The organism is Variovorax davisae, assembly GCF_030316845.1.
GTDB classification, from domain to species: Bacteria; Pseudomonadota; Gammaproteobacteria; order Burkholderiales; family Burkholderiaceae_C; genus Variovorax; species Variovorax davisae.
The window spans coordinates 347,569-366,980 of record NZ_JASZYS010000007.1 but is presented as its reverse complement, the minus strand read 5'-3'; the positions used below and the strand labels follow the sequence as shown (position 1 = coordinate 366,980).

Annotated in this window: 18 protein-coding genes; 6 read left to right on the top strand and 12 right to left on the bottom strand. The window is 70.0% G+C overall.

The annotated features are described in order from the left end of the window. Nucleotides 1-114 precede the first annotated feature (114 nt). Nucleotides 115-996 carry a CoA transferase gene (locus QTI33_RS18770; RefSeq protein WP_286507719.1) on the top strand — a complete coding sequence of 294 codons (882 nt, stop codon included), beginning with the start codon at nt 115-117 and terminating at the stop codon, nt 994-996. Here the strand turns inward: QTI33_RS18770 and QTI33_RS18765 are convergent. The 4 genes from QTI33_RS18765 to QTI33_RS18750 all read right to left on the bottom strand — a co-directional run bounded on the left by QTI33_RS18765 (nt 980) and on the right by QTI33_RS18750 (nt 4,384). After that, nucleotides 980-1,243 carry a hypothetical protein gene (locus QTI33_RS18765; RefSeq protein ID WP_286507718.1) on the bottom strand — a complete coding sequence of 88 codons (264 nt, stop codon included), beginning with the start codon at nt 1,241-1,243 and terminating at the stop codon, nt 980-982. The genes QTI33_RS18770 and QTI33_RS18765 overlap by 17 nt on opposite strands. Continuing rightward, nucleotides 1,240-2,583, bottom strand: a complete 1,344-nt coding sequence (locus QTI33_RS18760) for an NTP/NDP exchange transporter (RefSeq protein ID WP_286507716.1) — start codon at nt 2,581-2,583, stop codon at nt 1,240-1,242. The genes QTI33_RS18765 and QTI33_RS18760 overlap by 4 nt, the downstream gene beginning before the upstream one ends. Continuing rightward, nucleotides 2,580-3,323 carry an NADPH-dependent F420 reductase gene (locus tag QTI33_RS18755; protein WP_286507715.1) on the bottom strand — a complete coding sequence of 248 codons (744 nt, stop codon included), beginning with the start codon at nt 3,321-3,323 and terminating at the stop codon, nt 2,580-2,582. The genes QTI33_RS18760 and QTI33_RS18755 overlap by 4 nt, the downstream gene beginning before the upstream one ends. An 80-nt stretch (nt 3,324-3,403) precedes the next feature. Beyond that, nucleotides 3,404-4,384, bottom strand: a complete 981-nt coding sequence (locus QTI33_RS18750; protein ID WP_286507713.1) for a Bug family tripartite tricarboxylate transporter substrate binding protein — start codon at nt 4,382-4,384, stop codon at nt 3,404-3,406. Between the two features lie 157 nt (nt 4,385-4,541). Here QTI33_RS18750 and QTI33_RS18745 point away from each other — a divergent pair, with 157 nt between their 5' ends. The 3 genes from QTI33_RS18745 to QTI33_RS18735 all read left to right on the top strand — a co-directional run bounded on the left by QTI33_RS18745 (nt 4,542) and on the right by QTI33_RS18735 (nt 7,456). Continuing rightward, complete coding sequence (locus tag QTI33_RS18745; RefSeq protein ID WP_286507712.1) at nt 4,542-5,513, top strand: LysR family transcriptional regulator; 972 nt, start codon at nt 4,542-4,544, stop codon at nt 5,511-5,513. 89 nt (nt 5,514-5,602) lie between these two features. Continuing rightward, nucleotides 5,603-6,097 carry a hypothetical protein gene (locus QTI33_RS18740; RefSeq protein WP_286507711.1) on the top strand — a complete coding sequence of 165 codons (495 nt, stop codon included), beginning with the start codon at nt 5,603-5,605 and terminating at the stop codon, nt 6,095-6,097. 6 nt (nt 6,098-6,103) lie between these two features. Continuing rightward, complete coding sequence (locus QTI33_RS18735) at nt 6,104-7,456, top strand: GAF domain-containing protein (protein WP_286507710.1); 1,353 nt, start codon at nt 6,104-6,106, stop codon at nt 7,454-7,456. Here QTI33_RS18735 and QTI33_RS18730 read toward each other — a convergent pair. Then, complete coding sequence (locus QTI33_RS18730) at nt 7,453-8,166, bottom strand: hemerythrin domain-containing protein (protein WP_286507709.1); 714 nt, start codon at nt 8,164-8,166, stop codon at nt 7,453-7,455. The two genes, QTI33_RS18735 and QTI33_RS18730, sit on opposite strands and share 4 nt — an antisense overlap. 146 nt (nt 8,167-8,312) lie before the next feature. After that, the gene (locus tag QTI33_RS18725) at nt 8,313-10,424 is read right to left on the bottom strand and encodes an esterase-like activity of phytase family protein (RefSeq protein WP_286507708.1); all 2,112 of its coding nucleotides are present in this window, start codon (nt 10,422-10,424) and stop codon (nt 8,313-8,315) included. 235 nt (nt 10,425-10,659) lie between these two features. Here QTI33_RS18725 and QTI33_RS18720 point away from each other — a divergent pair, with 235 nt between their 5' ends. Next, nucleotides 10,660-11,106, top strand: coding sequence for a universal stress protein (locus QTI33_RS18720; RefSeq protein ID WP_286507707.1), 447 nt, complete (start codon nt 10,660-10,662; stop codon nt 11,104-11,106). A 6-nt stretch (nt 11,107-11,112) separates the two neighbouring features. Here QTI33_RS18720 and QTI33_RS18715 read toward each other — a convergent pair whose 3' ends face one another. Beyond that, nucleotides 11,113-12,024 (bottom strand): hypothetical protein, encoded by a 912-nt coding sequence (locus tag QTI33_RS18715; protein WP_286507706.1) that lies wholly within the window; start codon nt 12,022-12,024, stop codon nt 11,113-11,115. Nucleotides 12,025-12,058: 34 nt separating this feature from the next. Continuing rightward, complete coding sequence (locus QTI33_RS18710; protein WP_286507705.1) at nt 12,059-14,407, bottom strand: YgiQ family radical SAM protein; 2,349 nt, start codon at nt 14,405-14,407, stop codon at nt 12,059-12,061. A 167-nt stretch (nt 14,408-14,574) separates the two neighbouring features. Here QTI33_RS18710 and QTI33_RS18705 point away from each other — a divergent pair, with 167 nt between their 5' ends. Then, a complete protein-coding gene (locus QTI33_RS18705) occupies nt 14,575-15,546 on the top strand; it encodes a bifunctional helix-turn-helix transcriptional regulator/GNAT family N-acetyltransferase (RefSeq protein ID WP_286507704.1) in 972 nt (323 codons plus the stop codon). On the opposite strand, the gene QTI33_RS18700 is transcribed toward QTI33_RS18705, so the two are convergent. From QTI33_RS18700 to QTI33_RS18685, 4 genes are all read right to left on the bottom strand, one after another. Then, nucleotides 15,533-16,510 carry a Bug family tripartite tricarboxylate transporter substrate binding protein gene (locus tag QTI33_RS18700; RefSeq protein ID WP_286507703.1) on the bottom strand — a complete coding sequence of 326 codons (978 nt, stop codon included), beginning with the start codon at nt 16,508-16,510 and terminating at the stop codon, nt 15,533-15,535. The two genes, QTI33_RS18705 and QTI33_RS18700, sit on opposite strands and share 14 nt — an antisense overlap. Nucleotides 16,511-16,569: 59 nt before the next feature. Then, nucleotides 16,570-17,565, bottom strand: a complete 996-nt coding sequence (locus QTI33_RS18695) for a D-2-hydroxyacid dehydrogenase (RefSeq protein ID WP_286507702.1) — start codon at nt 17,563-17,565, stop codon at nt 16,570-16,572. After that, entirely contained in the window at nt 17,562-18,506 is a 945-nt protein-coding gene (locus QTI33_RS18690; RefSeq protein ID WP_286507756.1) for a Bug family tripartite tricarboxylate transporter substrate binding protein, read from the bottom strand. Before QTI33_RS18690 ends, QTI33_RS18695 begins: the two co-directional genes overlap by 4 nt. 115 nt (nt 18,507-18,621) lie before the next feature. Next, complete coding sequence (locus QTI33_RS18685) at nt 18,622-19,410, bottom strand: class II aldolase/adducin family protein (RefSeq protein WP_286507701.1); 789 nt, start codon at nt 19,408-19,410, stop codon at nt 18,622-18,624. Nucleotides 19,411-19,412 lie beyond the last annotated feature (2 nt).

Genomic DNA, 19,412 nt, shown 5'->3' with positions numbered 1-19,412 from the left:
GTCTCCTTTGTCTTGCGGTGGATCGGGCGGGTACAAGGCGCATCGTAGAGCGCCTGCGCCGAGCCGGTAAGCTCTGTGGCGCTGCCACTTTTCTTTTCCCAAGGACGCCTGCCGATGCCGACCCCTGCCCCCGCCGAAGCCCCCTTCATGCCGCTGGCCGGCGTGCGCATCCTGAGCCTGGCGCTCAACCTGCCGGGGCCCGCCGCCCTGATGCGCTGCCGCGCCATGGGCGCCGCCTGCCTCAAGTTCGAGCCGCCGGCGGGCGACCCGATGGGCCACTACAACCGCCCCGCCTATGCCGCGCTGCACGAAGGCGTGACGGTGGAAGTGGTCGACCTGAAGGCCGACACGGGGCGCGACAGGCTGCACGAGGCGCTGGACGCCACCGACGTGCTGCTGACCTCGTTCCGGCCCTCGGCGCTGGCCAAGCTGGGGCTCGACTGGGCGGCGCTGCAGGCCCGCCACCCGCGGCTGTCGCAGGTCGCGATCGTCGGCGCGCCCGGCGAGCGCGCCGAGGAGCCCGGCCACGACCTCACCTACCTGGCGGAAAGCGGTCTGGTCACCGGCACCGCGCTGCCGCCGACGCTGTTCGCCGACATGGGCGGTGCCTTGCTGGCCAGCGAGGCGGTGCTGCAGGCGGCCTTGCGCACCGGCGCCTCGCACACCGCCGGGATCTACCGCGAAGTGGCGCTGAACGCCGCCGCCGACTGGCTGGCGCTGCCACGCACCTGGGGGCTGACGCAGCCGCAGGGCGCGGTCGGCGGCGCCCACGCGGGGTACCGGGTCTATCCGTGCGCCGACGGCCGGGCGGCGGTCGCGGCGCTGGAACCGCACTTCGCCTTCAGGCTGTGCGAAGCTGCGGGGCTGCCGACGGGCGACATGCTGTCGCCGGCGATCCACGAGGCGCTGGCCCGGTGGTTCGCCGGCCGCAGCCGCGCCGAACTCGACGCCATCGCCCGCGCGCGCGACCTGCCGCTGCTCACGCTGGCCGGCTGATCCGCGTCACCTGGATCCAGCCCGCCGGGCAGGCCTGGATGGTCGGGAAGTAGCCGATCGGGTTCTGGCAGTACCAGAGCACCGGCACGGCGACGCGCCCGAGCCCGAGCCCGGGCACCGTGCGCAACGCACGATTCAAGCCGCCGGGGCTGCCGCCCTGGACGCCGTTGCCGTTGAAGGCCAGGCTCGTCGTCGAGCCGCCCGCCAGCGCGGCCGTCATCGCGAGGGCCGATGCGAATCTCTTCATGGAGCACCTCCGCCGGAAGTCGGTGTTGGACTTCGGCCGGCGACAGGGAGTTCAGGCGCCCGGGCCACGGACAAGGATGCGCGGCGCTCCTGCGTGCGTCCCAGCGTCGCTGACAGGACCACCCAGGCGAGCGCCACCGGGAGCGCGCACAGCGCGATGGCGCCGATCTTGAGTCCGATCACGTGCAGCATGTCGTAGACCCAGCCGTAGAGCGCATCGGAGCCGCGGTAGATCACGACGTCGATGAGGTTCTTCGCCTTGTATTTCTCCTCGCGCCCGACCACCGTGAAGAACACCTGGCGCGCCGGGTTGGCAATGGCGAAGTTCATCCACCGCTGCACCACCTGGAACACCAGCACCACCGCCAGGGTCGGCGCCATCGCCAGGCCGATGAAGCCGACCACGTAGACCGCCGGCAGCGCCGCCGCCGCCATGCCGGTGCCGAAACGCTGGAGCAGGCGGCCGGTGGCGAACAGCTGCGTCGCCAGCGTCAGCAGCCCCACGGCCAGGTCGATGCTGGCGAAGATCCGGGTCTGCGCGCCCGCTCCCTGCACCGCCGCGGCCACCACGTTGGCCTGCATGAAGTAGAGCATCGTGGCGCCGAAGGACAGCAGGCTGACCCAGGCGCCGACCCCCAGCAGGTAGGGCGAGCGCAGCAGGCCCGACAGTCCGGCGAAGGCGCCGCCGCCCACCCGGCCCTCGAGGCCGCGCCGGTGGCCGGCGGCGTTCGCGCCCGCGCTGCGCTCGAGCCGATGGGCGCAGAACACCGCCGCTTCGAGGAAGACGATGGCGGCGATCAGCAGGTTGTGCGGCCCGAGCGGCACCGACAGCGCGATCGTGATCACCGGCCCCAGCAGCGCGCCCGCCGTGCCGCCGGCACCGATGAAGCCGAACAGCCGCTTGCCCTGCTCGCTGGTGAAGAGATCGGCCATGAACGACCAGAACACCGCGACCGCGAACAGGTTGAAGACGCTGACCCAGACGAAGAACACCCGCGCCACGACCACCGGCGCGATGCCGAGCGCCAGCAGCACCCAGAACAGCGCGAGATTGACGACGAAGAAGTGGTAGACGACCGGGATGAACCGGGCCCGCGGCAGCCGCGCCACCAGCGCGCCGAAGAGCGGCTGCGCGGCCAGCAGCGTCACGAAGGTCGCGGTGAACAACCACGGCAGCGCCCGCGTCCCGCCGGCGATGCCCATCTGGTCGCGCAGGGGCCGCAGCACGTAGTAGCCCGCCAGCAGCGCGAAGAAATAGCCGAAGGACCACCACGCCGCCGCCAGTTCCTGCGGCGTCGCCGGCACGGCCCGCCGCAGCCAGCGCCGCAACGCCGCCGTCATGGCGCCAGCGACAGCTTCTGCCTGAGTTCCGTTGCGCTCACCGCCTGCCCGTAGCCCGGACCGCCGCGCTGGAAGCGCCGGGCGTCGGCCAGCTTGCCGACCACCACCGGGTCGAAGCCGGCATCGCCGACCAGCTTCGCGGCGACCCGGACGGCCTCGGGATCGTCGCCGGCGATCGGGATCGCCAGCCGCGGCGCGGCCCGGTTGGCTTCCCGCGCGAAGATCGTGTAGGACATCGTGTTGAACGCCCGCACCAGCCGGGCGCCGGAAAGGTATTTCTGCGAGACCACGCCGATGCCCTCCTGCTCGACCTCGTCGGCCACGCTGCCGTCGCGCGAGGCCACCGCGTTGCAGGCATCGAGCAGGACCTTGCCCTTGAGGGCGGCTCCGTGGTCCTGGCCGATCTGGGGCAGTGCGCCATAGGGCACCGCGATGAAGAGCGCATCGCCGAAGGCGATCGCCTGGGCGACGGTGCCGGCGCTGGCGAGTGGCCCGAGGCTGGCCACCAGGTCCTTGAGCTCTTCCGGATGGCGCGACGACAGCATCACCGGATGGCCGGCCTTGACCCACAGTCCGCCGATGGTGCCGCCGATGCGGCCGGCGCCGATGATGCCGATGCGCATGCGGGCCGCCGGCTGCGCGCGCGCGTCCTGCGGGCGCAGCGCCGCGAGCACCAGCCAGCTGCCGCCCGCGGCGAGCAGGCCGCGCCGGGCACGATCGAAGGGATGATGTTGCGGCATCGAAACCTCCAGCAGTTCCGGGCCATCATCCGCCGCCCGGCACGGCCGCGCAAGCCGCCCGGGCGCCCGCCCAGGCCGGCTCAGAGCTTGATGCCGGCCGCCTTGACCGTCGGGCCGAGCACCCCCACCTGCTCCTTCACGAGGGCTTCGAAGCGCGCCGTGCTCTCGGGCTTGGCGACGATGCCCAGCTCGATCAGCTTCTTCTGGACCTCGGGCATCACCAGCACCTCGTTGCAGGCGTCGTGCAGGCGCACCACCATCTCGGGCGGCAGCTTCGCCGGGCCGCTGAGGCCGAAGAAGTTCTCCAGCACCAGCTTCGGCTGGCCGACCTCGACGATGGTCGGCACTTCGGGCATCAGCGGCGAGCGCGCGCCGCCGGTCACGGCCAGCGGCACCAGCTGGCCGCTCTTGAAGAAGGGCACGTAGGCGGTGATGACGTCGATGCCGACCGGGATCACATTGGCCAGCAGGTCGGTGGTCATCGGCGCGCCGCCGCGGTAGGGCACGTGCACGAGGTTGGCGCCGGTGATCTTGCGGATCAGCTCGCCGTGGATGTGGCCGATCGATCCCGGGCCGCCGGAGCCGAAGTCCAGCCGGCCGTCCTTGCGGGCCCGCGCCTCCAATTCGGCGAAGCTGCCGATGCCCGAGGGCTTGCTGGCCATGATTACCAGCGGGGCGGAGCCCAGCGAGGCGATGTGGGTGAACGCGCCAACCGGGTCGTAGGGCTGCTTCTCGAGCGTGAACGGGCCGAGCGCGAGCGGGGTCGAGTTCGACAGCATCAGGGTGTAGCCGTCGGGCGCCGCGGCGGCCACCTGGGCGCCGCCGATGGTGCCGCCGGCGCCGGGCTTGTTGTCGACCACCACTGCCTGGCCGAGCTTCTTGGCCAGCTGCTCGGCCAGCACGCGCGCCAGGATGTCGCTCGACCCGCCGGGCGGGAAGGTGACGATGATCTTGACCGGCTTGTCGGGCCACTGGGCCCAGGCCGGCAGCGTCAGCGAGGCGGCGCCGGCGGCCAGCAGTTGGAGGGCGCCGCGGCGCGTGGTGGAGGTCGGGAGGGTCATGCGATGGTGCAGCAAAAGTGATGCCCGACTGTAGGAACGCCGGCATGGCACGCCAATCGCTAGGCAGCAATCAGCGGCATAGCAAAGTGCCGCCCCGGAGCCCGCCGGCGACTGACGCTGGTGCCCCGGGGCACCAAAGCTGTGCAGGAGACACGCCATGTCACGCGCCAACGACCCTTTCGACACCTACCTGCTGCGCGTCTTCAGCATCCTGATGAACGAGCGCAGCGTCTCGCGCGCGGCGACGCGCCTGAACCAGTCGCAGCCCGCGGTCAGCACCGCGCTGAAACGGCTGCGCGAGATCTTCGACGACCCGCTCCTGATCAAGGACAAGCAGCGCATGGTGCCGACCGAGCGCGCCCTGCAGCTCGAGGCCTCGGTCCGCGTGGTGCTCGGCGAGATCGACGCCCTGCTCTCGCCCGGCGACGTGTTCGACCCGGCCACCACCCGCCAGACCTTCCGCATCGGCACGCCCGACTACCTGGCGCCGCCGCTGATGGCGGCCGTGGTGCAGTACCTGCGCACCACCGCGCCCGGGGCGCGGATGCTGCTGCAGCCGCTCGGGCCCGACTACGACTACGACAGCGCCCTGGCCGACGGCGAGATCGACGTCGTGATCGGCAACTGGCCGCAGCCGCCCGAGCACCTGCGCACCACCTTGCTGCTGGAGGACGAGATCGTCTGCCTGGTCGACCGCGACCACCCCGGCGCCAGCGGCATGCGCGCCACCGACTACCTGCAGGGCTCGCACGTGGTGCCGCTGCTCTACAGCGGGCTGCAGCGCGGCGTGGTCGAAACCCACCTGGCGGCCCAGCGGCTGACGCGCACGCCGACCGTCACGGTGCCCTTCTTCTCGATGGCGCCGCACCTGCTGCCCGGCACCGACCTGATCTTCACCACCAGCCGGCATTTCGCGTTGCACTTCGCCGCCATGCTGCCGCTGGCCGTGGTGCCGGCACCGATCGACTTCCCGCCGATGCGCTTCTACCAGCTCTGGCACGGGCGCAACCAGCATGCGCCGGGCCACATCTGGTTCCGCTCGCTGCTGTCGGCCGTGATGCGCACAGCCGGCGCCACCCGCCACCTGCGCGTGAGCCCGCCGCCTTCGGAAGTCCGCCTCGCCGCCTGAGTCGGCCGCTTGGCGTAGGCCGTCCGGAAAACGGACGGCGGCGGGACATTGAATCAAAATGCCCGCTTTAGACCCAAGGCCCGGTCCCCATGTCAGCCCTGCCCCCCCCGCTGCTGAGCCCCGAGCACATCGCGATGATCGACAAGGGCGTCTCGACCATCGTCGCCTCGCGCAACGCCGCCCATCGGCCGAGCCTGATGCGAGCGGTCGGTGCCGCCATCGCGCCCGACGGCAGCGAGCTCACGGTCTATCTCGCGCGCAGCCGGTCGCGCCAGTTGCTGCAGGACGTCGCGGCGACCGGCCAGGTGGCGGTGGTCTTCAGCGAACCGATGAGCCATCGCACCGTCCAGGTCAAGGCGCGCGAAGTCGAGCTGCGCAGCGCCGTCGACGCCGATGCGCCCGTGCTGCAGCGCTACCTGCGCTCGATGGAGCACGAGATCGGCAACGTCGGCCTGAGTGCCGCCTTCGTGCAGGCGATGCTGGCCTGCCGGCTGGACGACGTGGTGGCGATCCACTTGCGGCCGAGCGAAGCCTTCGACCAGACGCCCGGCCCCAAGGCCGGCAGCGCGCTGCCGGCGGCCTGAACCCTCATGAACGCACGCCAGCCGTCGCCGTCGCTGCACGCGATCCGGGCCTGCTTCGAGGGCGCCATCCCGGCGGTGATGGCGACCTGCTCGGAAGACGGCACGCCCAACGTCGCCTACATCTCGCAGGTCTATTACGTCGACGAGCGGCACGTGGCGCTGTCCTTCCAGTTCTTCAACAAGACGCGCAAGAACATCCTGGCCAATCCCTACGCGACGGTGCTGGTGCTGGAGCCGGCGGTCGCCGCCATGTACCGCATCGAGCTGCGCTACCTGCGCACCGAGACCGAAGGGCCGCGCTTCGAAGGCATGAAGGCGCAGTTGGCCGGCATCGCCTCGCACAGCGGCATGGCGGCTGTGTTCCGGCTGCTCGGCGCCGACATCTACGAGGTCGAAGCGGTCGAGGCCGTTGAAGGCGAAAGGCTCGCGCCGCCGCCGCCGCACCATGGCCTGCTGGCCGGCGTGCGCCGCTCGGCCGAACGGCTGGCCGCCTGCTGCGCCACCGACGAACTGCTGCAGGGCGTGCTGGCCGTGCTCAACGACCAGCTCGACATCCGCCACGCGATGGTGCTGCTGCGCGACGGCGCGACCGAGCGCCTCTACACCGTGGCCAGCTGCGGCTACGCCATCTCGGGCGTCGGCTCCGAGATCGAGATCGGCCATGGCGTGATCGGCGTCGCCGCGCGCGAGCGCACGCCGGTGCGCATCAGCCACATGACGAACGCGGCGAGCTACAGCCACGCGGTGCGCAGCAGCATGCGCGAGATCGAGCCCGGCCTGGTGCTCGACACCGAGATCCCGTTTCCGGGCCTGGCCGAGCCGCGCAGCCAGCTGGCCGTGCCGATCGTCTCCAGCGGCCGCCTGCTGGGCGCGCTGTTCGTCGAGAGTCCGATCGACATGCGCTTCGGCTTCGAGGACGAGGACGCGCTGGTCGCCATCGCCGGCCACCTCGGCGCCGCGCTGGAGCTGCTGCGCATCGGCGACGAGGCCGCGGCGGCGGCCGAGGCTCCCGCCAGCGCGCCACCGCCCTCCGGGGCGCCGATCGCGGTGCGCCACTACCTCGCCAACAGCAGCATCTTCATCGGCGACAGCTACCTCATCAAGGGCGTCGCCGGCGCCATCCTCGGCAAGCTGCTGCGCGAGCACACGCAGCAGGGCCGCAGCGAATTCAGCAACCGCGAACTGCGGCTCGACCCTGCGCTGCGCCTGCCCGACCTGTCGGACAACCTGGAGGCGCGGCTGGTGCTGCTGCAGCGCCGGCTGCAGGAGAACAGCCCGCACATCCGGATCGAGAAGACCGGCCGCGGGCGCTTCCTGCTGCGGGTCGCGCGGCCGGTTGCGCTGCAGGAGATCGCCTAGGCCGCCAGGCCCAGGCTCAGGCCGAGCTTGGCCCATTCGCGCTCGCCCAGGTGCGGGCGCACCACCTCCAGCGCGGCCGCGAAGGCCGGCGCCGGCGCATGGGCGCGCATGTCGCCCAGCATCGCGGCGCGCTCGATGGGGTTCATGAAGGGCACCATCCAGCGCAGCACGTACATCATCTCGTCGGGCGGGATCGACGCCACCAGCGCGTCGTGGATCTCGATCAGCTCGGCATCGGTGTAGCGCGCCCACAGCACCGCGTTGTGCGCCGTCTCCTCGACGTGCATGTGCTCGAAGTTGTGGGCGATGAACAGCGACAGCGCGCGGTACAGCGCCAGCGCGGCGGCCGGACAGCCCCCCGCCTCGCATTGCAGCAGCGCCGTGGTCTGCTGCGCCAGCGCGACGATGGCCCGCAGGTGCTCCTCGTGCTCGTGCGCGATCTGGCCGCTGGCCCCGGGTGCCCTCGCCTCCAGGGCCGGGTGGATGAAGTCGTTCTCGTGCTTCAGGTGCGAGCGGCAGAAGTCGAGCAGCTCGAGCACGCGCTGCGTCACCTGCGCGCGCTCGAGCGCATCCTCGCTGTCCATCCGGCCGACGGCCAGCAGGGTGTCGGCCATCAGCGCGCGCAGCGCCTTGTGGATGCCGGCATACATGTCGACGCGGGGCGCGGTGGCCTCCGCGACATGGCGCAGTTCGCGCGGATCGATGTTCATGGGGTCCTTCTTTCCGGGTTCAGCGGCCGGCGCACCGTGCGCCCGCCTGCTGGAAAGAAGTCTAGAAATCGAAGCCCGCACGCGCCGCTAAGAATTGCTTAAGCAATCCCTCACGGAACCTTAAATTTCGCGTGCAGGCACCCGCCTCAGGAAGCGGGCAGCGTCAGCGCGGTCAGTGGCCGGTCGAAGCGCAGCAGCCACAGGCGCGTCGGCCGCTCGGTGTCGCTGCCGCGCGTGAGACGCGCGCCCACCACACCCGCCGGGCAGCCGCTCACGATCGCACCGGCGGCGTCGACGGTGCAGTCCTCGATGCTGCCGGCCACCCGCTGCCCATTGGCATCGAGCAGCGTGGTGGCGAGGCCGAAGTCGTTGTCGTTGACCAGCGCCAGCGTTCGATCGTCCACCAGCGTCAGGCCTTCGGCCTTCTCGGCCATCCAGCCGAGCGCGTTGAGGTCGAGCAGTTCGGTCTTCTTCAGCGTCACCACCCCCGACCAGTCGGCGCCGTTCGACACCGCCTGCGTGATGCTGCTGATCTCGAGGTTGTGGTCCAGCGCCGCGATGTCGGTGGCATCGGCGGGGATCTCCACCAGCATCAGCTTGTTGAACACCTTGGCGTCGCTCTTGCGCGCGCCTTGCTCGATCACGATGAAGCGGCCGTTGCCCAGGCTCACGACGTCGCCGAGCTTGGCGTTGCCGGTGCGGTCCTTGTCGTACTGGCTGCCGTCGATCGGGTAGGCATAGAGCTTCGAACGCTCGGTGCCCGGATCGAACTCGAGCCAGCGCGTGAACTTGGCGATGTGCCGCACGTCGGTGTTGCTGCCGCCGGGCGGCTTGGCCTTGATCGACTTGCCGGCGCCGTCGCGCGGATCGATCGGACTCTGCAGGAAGCCATGCAGCCGGCCGCTGGCGACGTCGAGCGTCAGCCCTTCCATGCCGCGGTTCGGGCGCCGCTGCGCCAGCACCGCCGGCAGGTCGGTCGCACCGGCACCCGGCGCGTACTTCTTCTCGATCAGGCCGGTGTCGATGTTGATGCGGACGATGAAAGGGCCGTACTCGTCGCTGCTCCACAGCACCTGGCGGGCCCTGTCGAGCACCAGGGTCTCGGGGTCGAGGCCGTTGGCGTCGAAGTTGGCCTTGGCCGCATCGAAGACATAGGCGTCGGTCAGCGGCGTCTCGCCGGTCGCGCCGACGCCCGATTGCGGCGGCAGGCCGCTGGCCTTGCGGGTCGCGTCCAGCTTGAGGGCGACGCTGTTCTGCAGCCGGGCACCCGTCTTGCCGATCGTGACCAGGCCGAAGCTCGGCGCGAACGAGGGTGCCGGGAACACCTTGCTGATGTTGGTGCCGGCGCCGCCGGGCACCGGCGCGGTCGGGCCGTCGCCGTTGGGGCCGCGATCGGTGATCGCATAGAACTCCAGCGCGCCGTCGGCGGCCGTGCCCTTGAAGGCCAGGCCGGAGCCGTAGGCCGGCAGGAAGCCGTTCGGGAAGTCGGCACGGATCTTGTCGTTGGACCCCTCGTAGGGCACGTTGAACTTGGCGTCGGCCTGCAGCTGATGGCGGGTGACGCTGACCGCGATGCTGCCCAGCGCGTTGCTCTGGGTCGCGGTCTCCACCACCGGCGCGCCGAGCTGCGAGGCCAGCGTGTTTTCGAAGTGCTCGCGGGCCAGGGCGCGCCGTCCGGCGTCGGACACCCGCGTCACATAGGGCGCGGGCAGTGCGGCCAGCAGCTGGCTGAGGGCGGCGTCGAAGCTTGCGGCCGGTGCCGAGAAATCGGCCGCGCCGGACTTCAACGCGGCCTTCAGGGCGTCCGTGATGCGGATGCCATTGCTCGGGTCGCCGTCCTCGTCGAAGCTCTGCAGCGCCACCAGGCGATTGACCACCGCGTCGGCCCTCAGGCCGTCGGCCGTGGCCTGCTGGCCGGCGAGCGTCAGCGGCGTGATCGCGGTGCCGCAGGGGGCGCTGCCGATGGCCAGCGCGCCGAGGCTGAAGCTCACGGTCTCGCCCGCCTTGCAGGCGAACTCGCCCTTGGCGGAGGTCACGGCCTTGGCGGCCGTGCCCGCCACGTAGTCCAGGCCTTCGACCGCGGCGTCGAGGAAGACGCCGGCCACGCTCTGGCCCGCCGCCACGGTGCCGCCGCTGCCCGTGCTGCCGCCCGTGCCGCCGGTGCTCGCGCCCCCCGCCGGCAGCGCGAAGCCGCCGCCGCTCCCACCGCCGCATGCGGCCACCACCAGGCCGGCGCCCACCGCCGCCAGCCACGTCATCCTCGATCGCTCGTTCATTGTTGGTTGTTCCTGCAGAGTGAAGCCCGCGCGACGCGCGCGAGCCCCCGGCATTAGCGCGGATGTTTGTGACGGCGGCGTGAATGCCCGGACGGCACCAATGGCGAGCGACGAGTGCTAGGCGGGCCCGCCTAGAACATGGGCCGCGCCTTGTAACCACGCCATGGCCGAACTAATCTGAAACCGGGGGCGGCCCCCGCCCGCCCGGGAGCGAGCCATGTACGAACGCATCCTCGTCGCCACCGACGGCTCGGAGTTGTCGGAGCAGGCCGTGACCGCCGCCATCGAACTCGCCTTGCTCACGCAGTCCGAACTGTTTGCCGTCAAGGTTTCCCACCACCATGCCTCCAGCTACTTCGAGGGCTCGCTGCTGCTCAGCCAGATGGAGGTCTCGCGCCTGCGCGACGAGGCCGACGTCGAGTCCCAGCGGGTGGTCGATGCGGTCAAGGGCAAGGCCGACTCCCGGGGCGTGAAGCGCACCACCGGCATCGTCATGCGCGCCGAAGGGGTGTCGGAGGCGATCATCGAAGCGGCCCGGGTCCACCACTGCGACCTGATCGTGATGGCCTCGCACGGCCGGCGCGGCATCAAGCGCCTGCTGATGGGCAGCGAGACGCTGCACGTGCTGACGCACTCGCACACGCCGGTGCTGGTGCTGCGCTGAGGCTCCTCAGCGCGCCGGGGGACCGTCGCGCTGGCGGTCTTCGCGCTTGGCGGCCAGGTAGGTCGCCAGGTCGATCTCGTGCAACTGCGCCGGGTAGCGCTCGACCGCCTCGAACCAGCGGACCTGCCGCTTCTCGGCGCGCTCGGCCGCCGGCATCGACAGGCCATCGAGGTAGGCCTCCAGCGCCAGGAAGTAGCGCATCGCGTTGCGCTCCACCAGGCCGCGCAGGCCGCGGATGTAGTCGGGATCGCCATTCGGCTTCTTGCCGGCCACGGTGAAGCCGACCTTCTCGCTGCCGAAGGTCGCGAGGTAGGCCATGGTGGCGAGCCGGGCCACCATGTTGTGGTCATAGGAATAGGCGAAGTGCAGGAAGGACTGGTGCTCGCCGAGCGGGATGCCCTCGACCATCACCCGATAGCCGCTGGTGCCCATCGGCCCCGAATCGGCCGTCAGGTCGATGAGCAGGTAGTCGCGCGCGGCCTGTGCGGTGCGGCGCACGAAGCTCAACTCGAAGGCCTGGTCGATCGGCTTGTCGTAGCGCGGCACCACGCTCAACGTGAGCGTCTCGCCACCGGCCCCCGGCGCCACCCGGCAGCGACGGTTGTTGACATGCAGCAGCAGCATCTCGCACCACTGCGCCGATTGATCGAGCGCACGCCGCACGTCTTCGAGCGAATGGTTGACCACCGCGTAGACATCCCCCTGGAGCCCGCCGTCGGTCTCTTGCGAATCCAGCACGATGGGCCGCTTCAGGGGGCTGTGGGCCAGGGCTTCGCCCAGCTTGTGGTGCCGTTCGCGCAGGGCGCTCGCCGAGCCGGCCTCGAGCGGCGCCGCCTGGGCACCGAAGGCCATGAGCCAGAGCATCAGCCCGAAGCCGACGCGAAACCACGAAGACGAAGCAGCCGGCGGTGTGTTCATGCCGACACGATACCGCGACCGCGGCCGCGGCGGTTCAGCGGCCCTTGCGGATCGGCTTGGCCGCGGCGGGCCGGGTGCGCGCGGCCCCGGTGTCGCGCGGCGGCAGGCCGGTGTGCTGGGTCAGGATGCGGCCCTTGACCGGGGCCGCGGGCTTGGCCGCGACCGCCGTCGAGTTCTTGCGCCGGGCGCTCTGGTAGCTGCCGTCGGTCAGCGGCTGCCAGGTCGGGATCAGGTGATGCTTGCCGTTGCCGATCAGGTCGGCGCGGCCCATCGATTTCAATGCTTCGCGCAGCAGCGGCCAGTTGTTGGCGTCGTGGTAGCGCAGGAAGGCCTTGTGCAGGCGGCGGCGCTTGTCGCCGCGCACGATGTCCACTGTCTCGCTCTCGCGCGTGATCTTGCGCAGCGGGTTCCTGTTGGTGTGGTACATCGTGGTCGCGGTGGCCATCGGCGACGGATAGAAGGTCTGCACCTGGTCGGCGCGAAAGCCGTTCTTCTTGAGCCAGATCGCGAGGTTCATCATGTCCTCGTCGCTGGTGCCCGGATGGGCGGCAATGAAGTACGGGATCAGGTACTGCTTCTTGCCCGCCTCGGCCGAGTACTTCTCGAACATCTGCTTGAACTTGTCGTAGCTGCCGATGCCGGGCTTCATCATCTTGGTGAGCGGGCCCTGCTCGGTGTGCTCGGGCGCGATCTTGAGATAGCCGCCGACGTGGTGCTGCACCAGTTCCTTGACGTACTCGGGCGACTGCACCGCCAGGTCGTAGCGCAGGCCGGAGCCGATCAGGATCTTCTTGATGCCCTTGAGCGCGCGCGCCCGGCGGTAGATCTTGATCAGCGGATCGTGGTTGGTGTTGAGGTTCGGGCAGATGCCCGGGTAGACGCAGCTGGGCTTGCGGCAGGCCGACTCGATCTCGGGCGACTTGCAGCCGATGCGGTACATGTTGGCGGTCGGCCCGCCGAGGTCGGAGATGGTGCCGGTGAAGCCCTTCACGCTGTCGCGGATGGCCTCGACCTCCTTGATGATCGAATCTTCGGAGCGGCTCTGGATGATGCGGCCCTCGTGCTCGGTGATCGAGCAGAAGGTGCAGCCGCCGAAGCAGCCGCGCATGATGTTGACGCTGAAGCGGATCATCTCCCAGGCCGGGATCTTGGTCGCGCCGTCGTGGCTGCCCTGTTCGTCGGCGTAGCGCGGATGCGGGCTGCGCGCATACGGCAGGTCGAACACGTGGTCCATCTCGGCCGTGGTGAGCGGGATCGGCGGCGGGTTGATCCAGACGTCGCGCGCGGTCGTGCCTTCGCCGTGCGCCTGCACCAGCGCCCGCGCGTTGCCGGGATTGGTCTCGAGGTGCAGCACCCGGTTGGCGTGGGCATAGAGCACCGGGTCGGCGCGCACCTGCTCGTAGGCGGGCAGCCGGATCACCGAGCGGTCGCGCGGCGGCACCTTGATGCGCTCGCGGCTTTGCAGGGCCGGATTGGGAACGAACTTGAGCGGCTTGATCGCCAGGTTGACCGATCCGGCGGATTCGGCGGCGGCGGCGACCGCCTGCGCCTCGTCTTCCTTGGCGCAGGTCGCGCCGTTGGCCTTGGCCTGCTCGGACACCATCAGGTACGGGTTGACGTGCGCCTCGACGCGGCCGGGCTCGTCGACGCTGGTCGAGTTGATCTCGAACCAGCTCTCGGGCGTCTCCCTGCGCACGAAGGCGGTGCCCCGCACGTCGGTGATCTGGTGCACCGGCTCGCGCGCCGCGAGCCGATGCGCGATCTCGACGATCGCGCGCTCGGCATTGCCGTACAGCAGCAGGTCGCACTTGGCATCGACCACGATCGAGCGGCGCACCTTGTCCTGCCAGTAGTCGTAGTGCGCGATGCGCCGCAGCGAGCCTTCGATGCCGCCGAGCACGATCGGCACGTCGCTCCAGGCTTCCTTGCAGCGCTGCGAATAGACGATGGCGGCCCGGTCGGGCCGCCGGCCGCCGATGTCGCCGGGCGTGTAGGCGTCGTCGCTGCGCACCTTGCGGTCGGCCGTGTAGCGGTTGATCATCGAATCCATGTTGCCGGCCGTGACGCCGAAGAACAGGTTCGGGCGGCCCAGCACCTTGAACGGGTCGGCGCTCTGCCAGTCGGGCTGCGCGATGATGCCGACCCGGAAGCCCTGCGCCTCCAGCATGCGGCCGATCACGGCCATGCCGAAGCTGGGATGGTCGACGTAGGCGTCGCCCGTGACCACGATGACGTCGCAGCTGTCCCAGCCGAGGGCGTCCATCTCGGCGCGTGTGGTCGGCAGGAACTTCGCCGTGCCGAAACGGGCCGCCCAGTACTTGCGGTAGCTGGTCAGCGGCTTGGCGGCACGCGCGAAAAAGGAGACGTCGACTGGGGCGTTCATCGGGAAATGCGGCGAAGGGATTGCCGCGCAGGCCTGCGGGCCGGGTGGGCCCGTGGTGGGCAACCCGAGATTTTAGGGTTTTCCTTTGGTTCTGTCGCCCTAAAGGGCAAAGGCGGCCCTGGGCAAGGCCTTGCAATTGATTGCTTTTGTCAATCAATTGACTGACAATGGCAACCATGTCAGTCACCCTCCCCGCGCCGGAGGACGCCCAGGTCAAGGCGATCCGCGGCTTCAACCGCTTCTACACCCGCCAGATCGGCGTCCTCGACCCCTACCTCGACAGCGAGATGTCCCTGACCGACGTCCGCGTGCTCTACGAACTGGCGCACCGGGCGGAGCCGGTCGCCAGCGAGATCGGCCGCGACCTGCACCTCGACGGCGGCTACCTGAGCCGGATCCTGCGCCGCTTCGAATCGCAGGGCTGGCTGCAGCGCCAGCCCCACCCGCGCGACGCGCGGCAAAGCCTGCTGGCCCTGACCGAAGCCGGCCACGCGGCTTTCGCGCCGCTGCAGCAGAAGTCGCGCGACGAGGCCCGCGCCCTGCTCGCCCCGCTGCCCCTCGCCGAACGGCGCCAGTTGATCGATGCGATGGGCACGCTGCAGGCGCTGCTCGATCCGGCTGCGCGGCCACGGGCCCGGCACCAGGCCGCCGTGCTGCGCGATCCGGCGCCAGGCGACATCGGCTGGGTGGTGCAGCAGCACGGCGAGATCTACGCCCGCGAGTACGGCTGGAACAGCGAGTTCGAGGCGCTGGTGGCCGACATCGCGGCCCAGTTCCTGCGCAAGTTCCAGCCCGCCTGGGAGCGCTGCTGGATCGCCGAGCTCGATGGCGAGCGCGTCGGCGCCGTCTTCGTGGTGCGCAAGTCGGCGACCACGGCGCAGCTGCGCATGCTGATCCTGAGCCCGAAGGCGCGCGGACTCGGGCTGGGCGCCCGCCTGACCGACGAATGCATCGCCTTCGCCCGCGCCAAAGGCTACAAGAAGATGGTGCTGTGGACCAACAGCTGCCTCGCGGCGGCGCGCGGCATCTACGCCGCCCGCGGGTTCAGGCTGGTCAAGTCGGAACCCTACGAAGGATTCGGGCAGCCACTGGTCGGAGAGAACTGGGAGCTCAAGCTTTCGGCCCTCAATCTGCCGTGATCTTGCGCTCGCGCACGATCCCGCCCCACTTGGCGTCTTCCTTCTTCATGAAGGCCGTCAGTTCGGCCCGCGTGGTCGGCTGCGGCGTCAGGCCGTGCTTGTCCAGCGACTCCTTGACGCCCGGATCGTTCAGCACCTTCACGATCTCCAGGTTCCAGCGGTCGAGCACGGGCGCCGGCGTCTTGCCCGGAGCCACGAAGGCGTACCAGTTCAAGGCCTCGAAGCCCGGGTAGCCCGACTCGGCCACGGTGGGGATGTTCGGCATGGAGGCCGGCCGGGTCGACCCGGTGGTGGCGAGCGGGATCAGGTTGCCGGCCTCGATCTGCGGCAGTGCGGTCGGCGGCGCCGAGAAGTACGAGGCGACGCGCTCGCCCAGCAAGTCCTGCAGCGCCGGCGCGCCGCCCTTGTACGGCACGTGGACCATGTCGATGCCCGCGCGCTGGTTGAACAGCTCGCCCACCAGATGCGAGGCCGAGCCGGCGCCGGTGGAGGCGAAATCGATGCTGCCGGGCTTCTTCCTCGCCAGCGCCACGAACTCGGCCAGCGTCTTCACGCCCACGCCCTTGTTCACCACCAGCACGTTCGGAAAATTGACGCCCCCCGAGATGGCGGCCAGGTCCTTGAACGGGTCGTAGCGGACTTTCATCACATGCGGCGCGATGGTCAGCGGGCCGATCGAGCCGAACAGCAGCATCGAACCGTCGGCCGGCCCGGCCGCCACCAGTTGGTGGGCGATGTTGCCGCCGGCACCCGCCTTGTTGTCGACCACGACTTTCTGGCCAATGTTGTCGCCCAGCTTCTTGGCGATCAGGCGCGCGGCCGCGTCGGCCGCGCCGCCCGGGGCGAACCCCACCACCAGGGTCACGGGCTTGTTCGGCGGAAAGTCCTGCGCCTGGCCCGCCACGGCCGATAGCAAGGTGGAAGCGGCCAGCGCGGCAGCGCGCAGCCAATGGCGATCGTTCATGGGGGAACCCTCTTTCTCGTTCTTTGGTTTGGAATGGGAGGTCGTCGGCCGGCGCGCGGTCACGCGACCAGGTTGCGCAGCGCTTCCCCGGCCAGCCAGCGCCGCAGGTTGTCGATGAAGAGTTCGGTCACGCGCGCCTCGTTGCCGTCCGAGAAGCCCGCGCTGTGGGGCGTGGCGATCACGTTGTCCAGCTGCCACAGCGGCGAGTCCGGCGGCAGCGGTTCGCGGGCGAAGACATCGAGGAACGCGCCGCCGAGCCGGCCTTCGTCGAGCGCCTCGACCAGCGCGGGCTCGTCGACGAGTTCGCCCCGCGCCACATTGACCAGGTGCGCGCCATGCGGCAGCGACGCGAGCGCGCGGGCATCGATCAGGCCGCGCGTCCGATCCGTGAGCGGACAGGCAAGCACCAGCCAGTCGGCGCGCGCAAGCGCACGGTGGATCTCCTCGAAAGCCCGTGTCTCGATGTCCGCAGCCGCGGCATCGGAACGGCTGCGGACCACGATGAGGCGCAGGCCCAGCAAGCGCAGCACGGCGGCGATGTGACGCCCGATCGGCCCCCAACCGACGATCACCGCGGTCTGCCCGGCCAGATCGCGCGGCAGGCCGGTGCCGATCAGCGGCGCCCAGCTGCGGTCGCGCTGGGCCCGCATGAGTTGGGGAAAGCGCCGGGCCAGCGCCAGCAATCCGGCCAGCGCGGTCTGCGCCACGACGGCCGCATTGGCACCCGACGAGGTGCTGATGGCCACGCCACGGGCACGCAGTTCGAGGTAGACGGATCGATCGGCGCCTGCCGAGTGCACGTGCACCCAGCGCAGGCTGTGCGCCCCGCGCATCGCGTCGTAGAACGCCTGGGTCTCGGGCAGGACGGCATGCTTGGTAGAGAGGCCCGTGACGTCGCGCGACACGAAGGCGATGTCGGCATCGACCCCGGCCTGCGGTGCGACGAAAGCGTGCCCGCGCGACACCGCCGCCGCGGCGATGGCGGAGCCCGCCCCTTGCCGCGCGGCATCCGACAACAGGATGCGCAGCGGCGCCGCTGCGTGGGCGTGGCTCATTCCGGGGTGGCGCCGGACTCGCGCACGATGAGCTTCCACTTCTCGTATTCACGCTGGGTGAACTGTCCGAATTGGGCTGGCGTGCCGCCCACGGGATCGGCCCCTTCGCGAATCATCTGGTCCTCCAGCGAGGGCAGGATGTCGTTGACCGATTTGTTGACCAGTGCAATGACCGATTCCGGCGTGCCCTTGGGCGCGAAGAATCCGAACCACGATCCTGCCGCGAAACCGGTGAAGCCCTTCTCGGCCACCGTCGGAACGCCCGGCAGCGAACGCGAGGGCTTCTCGCTCGAGACGGCCAGCGCCCGCAACTTGCCGGCGCGGATGTGCGGGATCACCGACGGGATGGTGGCGAACATGAACTGAAGGCGCCCCGAGAGCAGGTCGTTCAGCGCGTTCGCGCCCTTGTACGGAACGTGCGTCGTTTCGGTGCCGATGCGTTTGCTCAGCATGTAGCTCGACAGGTGCGAGGACGTGCCGGTGCCCGTGGAGCCGTAGTTGAGCTGGCCGGGATGGGCCTTGGCGTAGGCGACGAACTCCTCGAAGGTGCTGGCCGGAACCGACGGATGGACCACCAGGACGTTCGGCACGTCGGCAATCTGGACGATCGGCACCAGGTCTTTCAGCGGGTCGTAGGGCAGGTTCTTGTAGAGGGTCTGGTTGACCGCGATCGGGCCCACCGAGTTGACGATCAGGGTGTAGCCGTCCGGCGCCGATCGCACCACCGCCTCGGTGCCGATGTTGCCGCCGGCGCCGGGCTTGTTGTCGATCACGAAGGGCTGCTTGAGCTGCTCGCCCAGCTTCTGCGCCATCGAGCGGGCCAGCAGGTCGGTGGTGCCACCCGCGGAGAAGGCAATGACGACCCGCACCGGCTTGACGGGATACGCCTGTGCGCGCGCGGGCGCGACGATCGCCGACGAAGCCACTGCGATCAGGGCCATGACCGCGGCGCGCCGCCCAGGGCGCCACGCGGCGCGGATCGACGGAGGTGCAATGGCGGTGGGAAAGAGGCTGCTCATGTGTTTGTCTCTCAACTTTCTGGGTGTGAAGGGCGAATCAGTCGCGGTAGCTCGGGTCCATCCGGTCCAGCTTGCGCAACAGGGCCGGCCACTCCATGACGCCGTAAGGTCGGCGTGTGCCGGGTTGGTAGTTCTTCCATGTCGCTTCGAGCACCGCCGGCGACACCGGACGCAGCGGGCTGTTGCAGGCCATCGCGGCCAGCTGCGAACGACAGGCCAGTTCCAGCCGATGCATCCAATTGAAGGCTTCGCCCACCGTGTTGCCGACCGTGAGCGCACCATGGTTGCGCAGGATCAGCGCTTCCGCCTGGCCGAGGTCGGCGACCAGCGACGCCTGTTCGGCGGTGTCGAGCACCACACCCTCGTATTCGTGATAGCCGATCTTGAGAAAGCGCATGGCGGTCTGCGTGAGGGGCAGCAGCCCGCAGTCGAGCGAAGACACGGCCATCGACGCCCAGCTGTGGGTGTGGATCACGCAGGCGACTTCCGGCCGTGCCGCATGCACCGCGCTGTGAATCACATAGCCGGCCTTGTTGACGCCGTAGCCCAGATCACCGAATGCCGGCGTCGAAAGCACGTTGCCGTCGTGGTCGACCTTGACCAGGCTGGAGGCAGTGATCTCCTCGTACATCATCCCGTAGGCATTGATGAGGAAGGCGCCGTCCTCTCCCGGCACGCGCGCCGAGATGTGGTTGGCGATCATGTCGGCCATGCCGTAGAACTCGATCAGCCGGTAGCAGGCCGCCAGGTCGACACGGGCTTGCCATTCGGCGGGCGAGCACTGGTCTTTCAGCGAGGGGATGGCGAGGGCGCCGGACGTCGTCATGC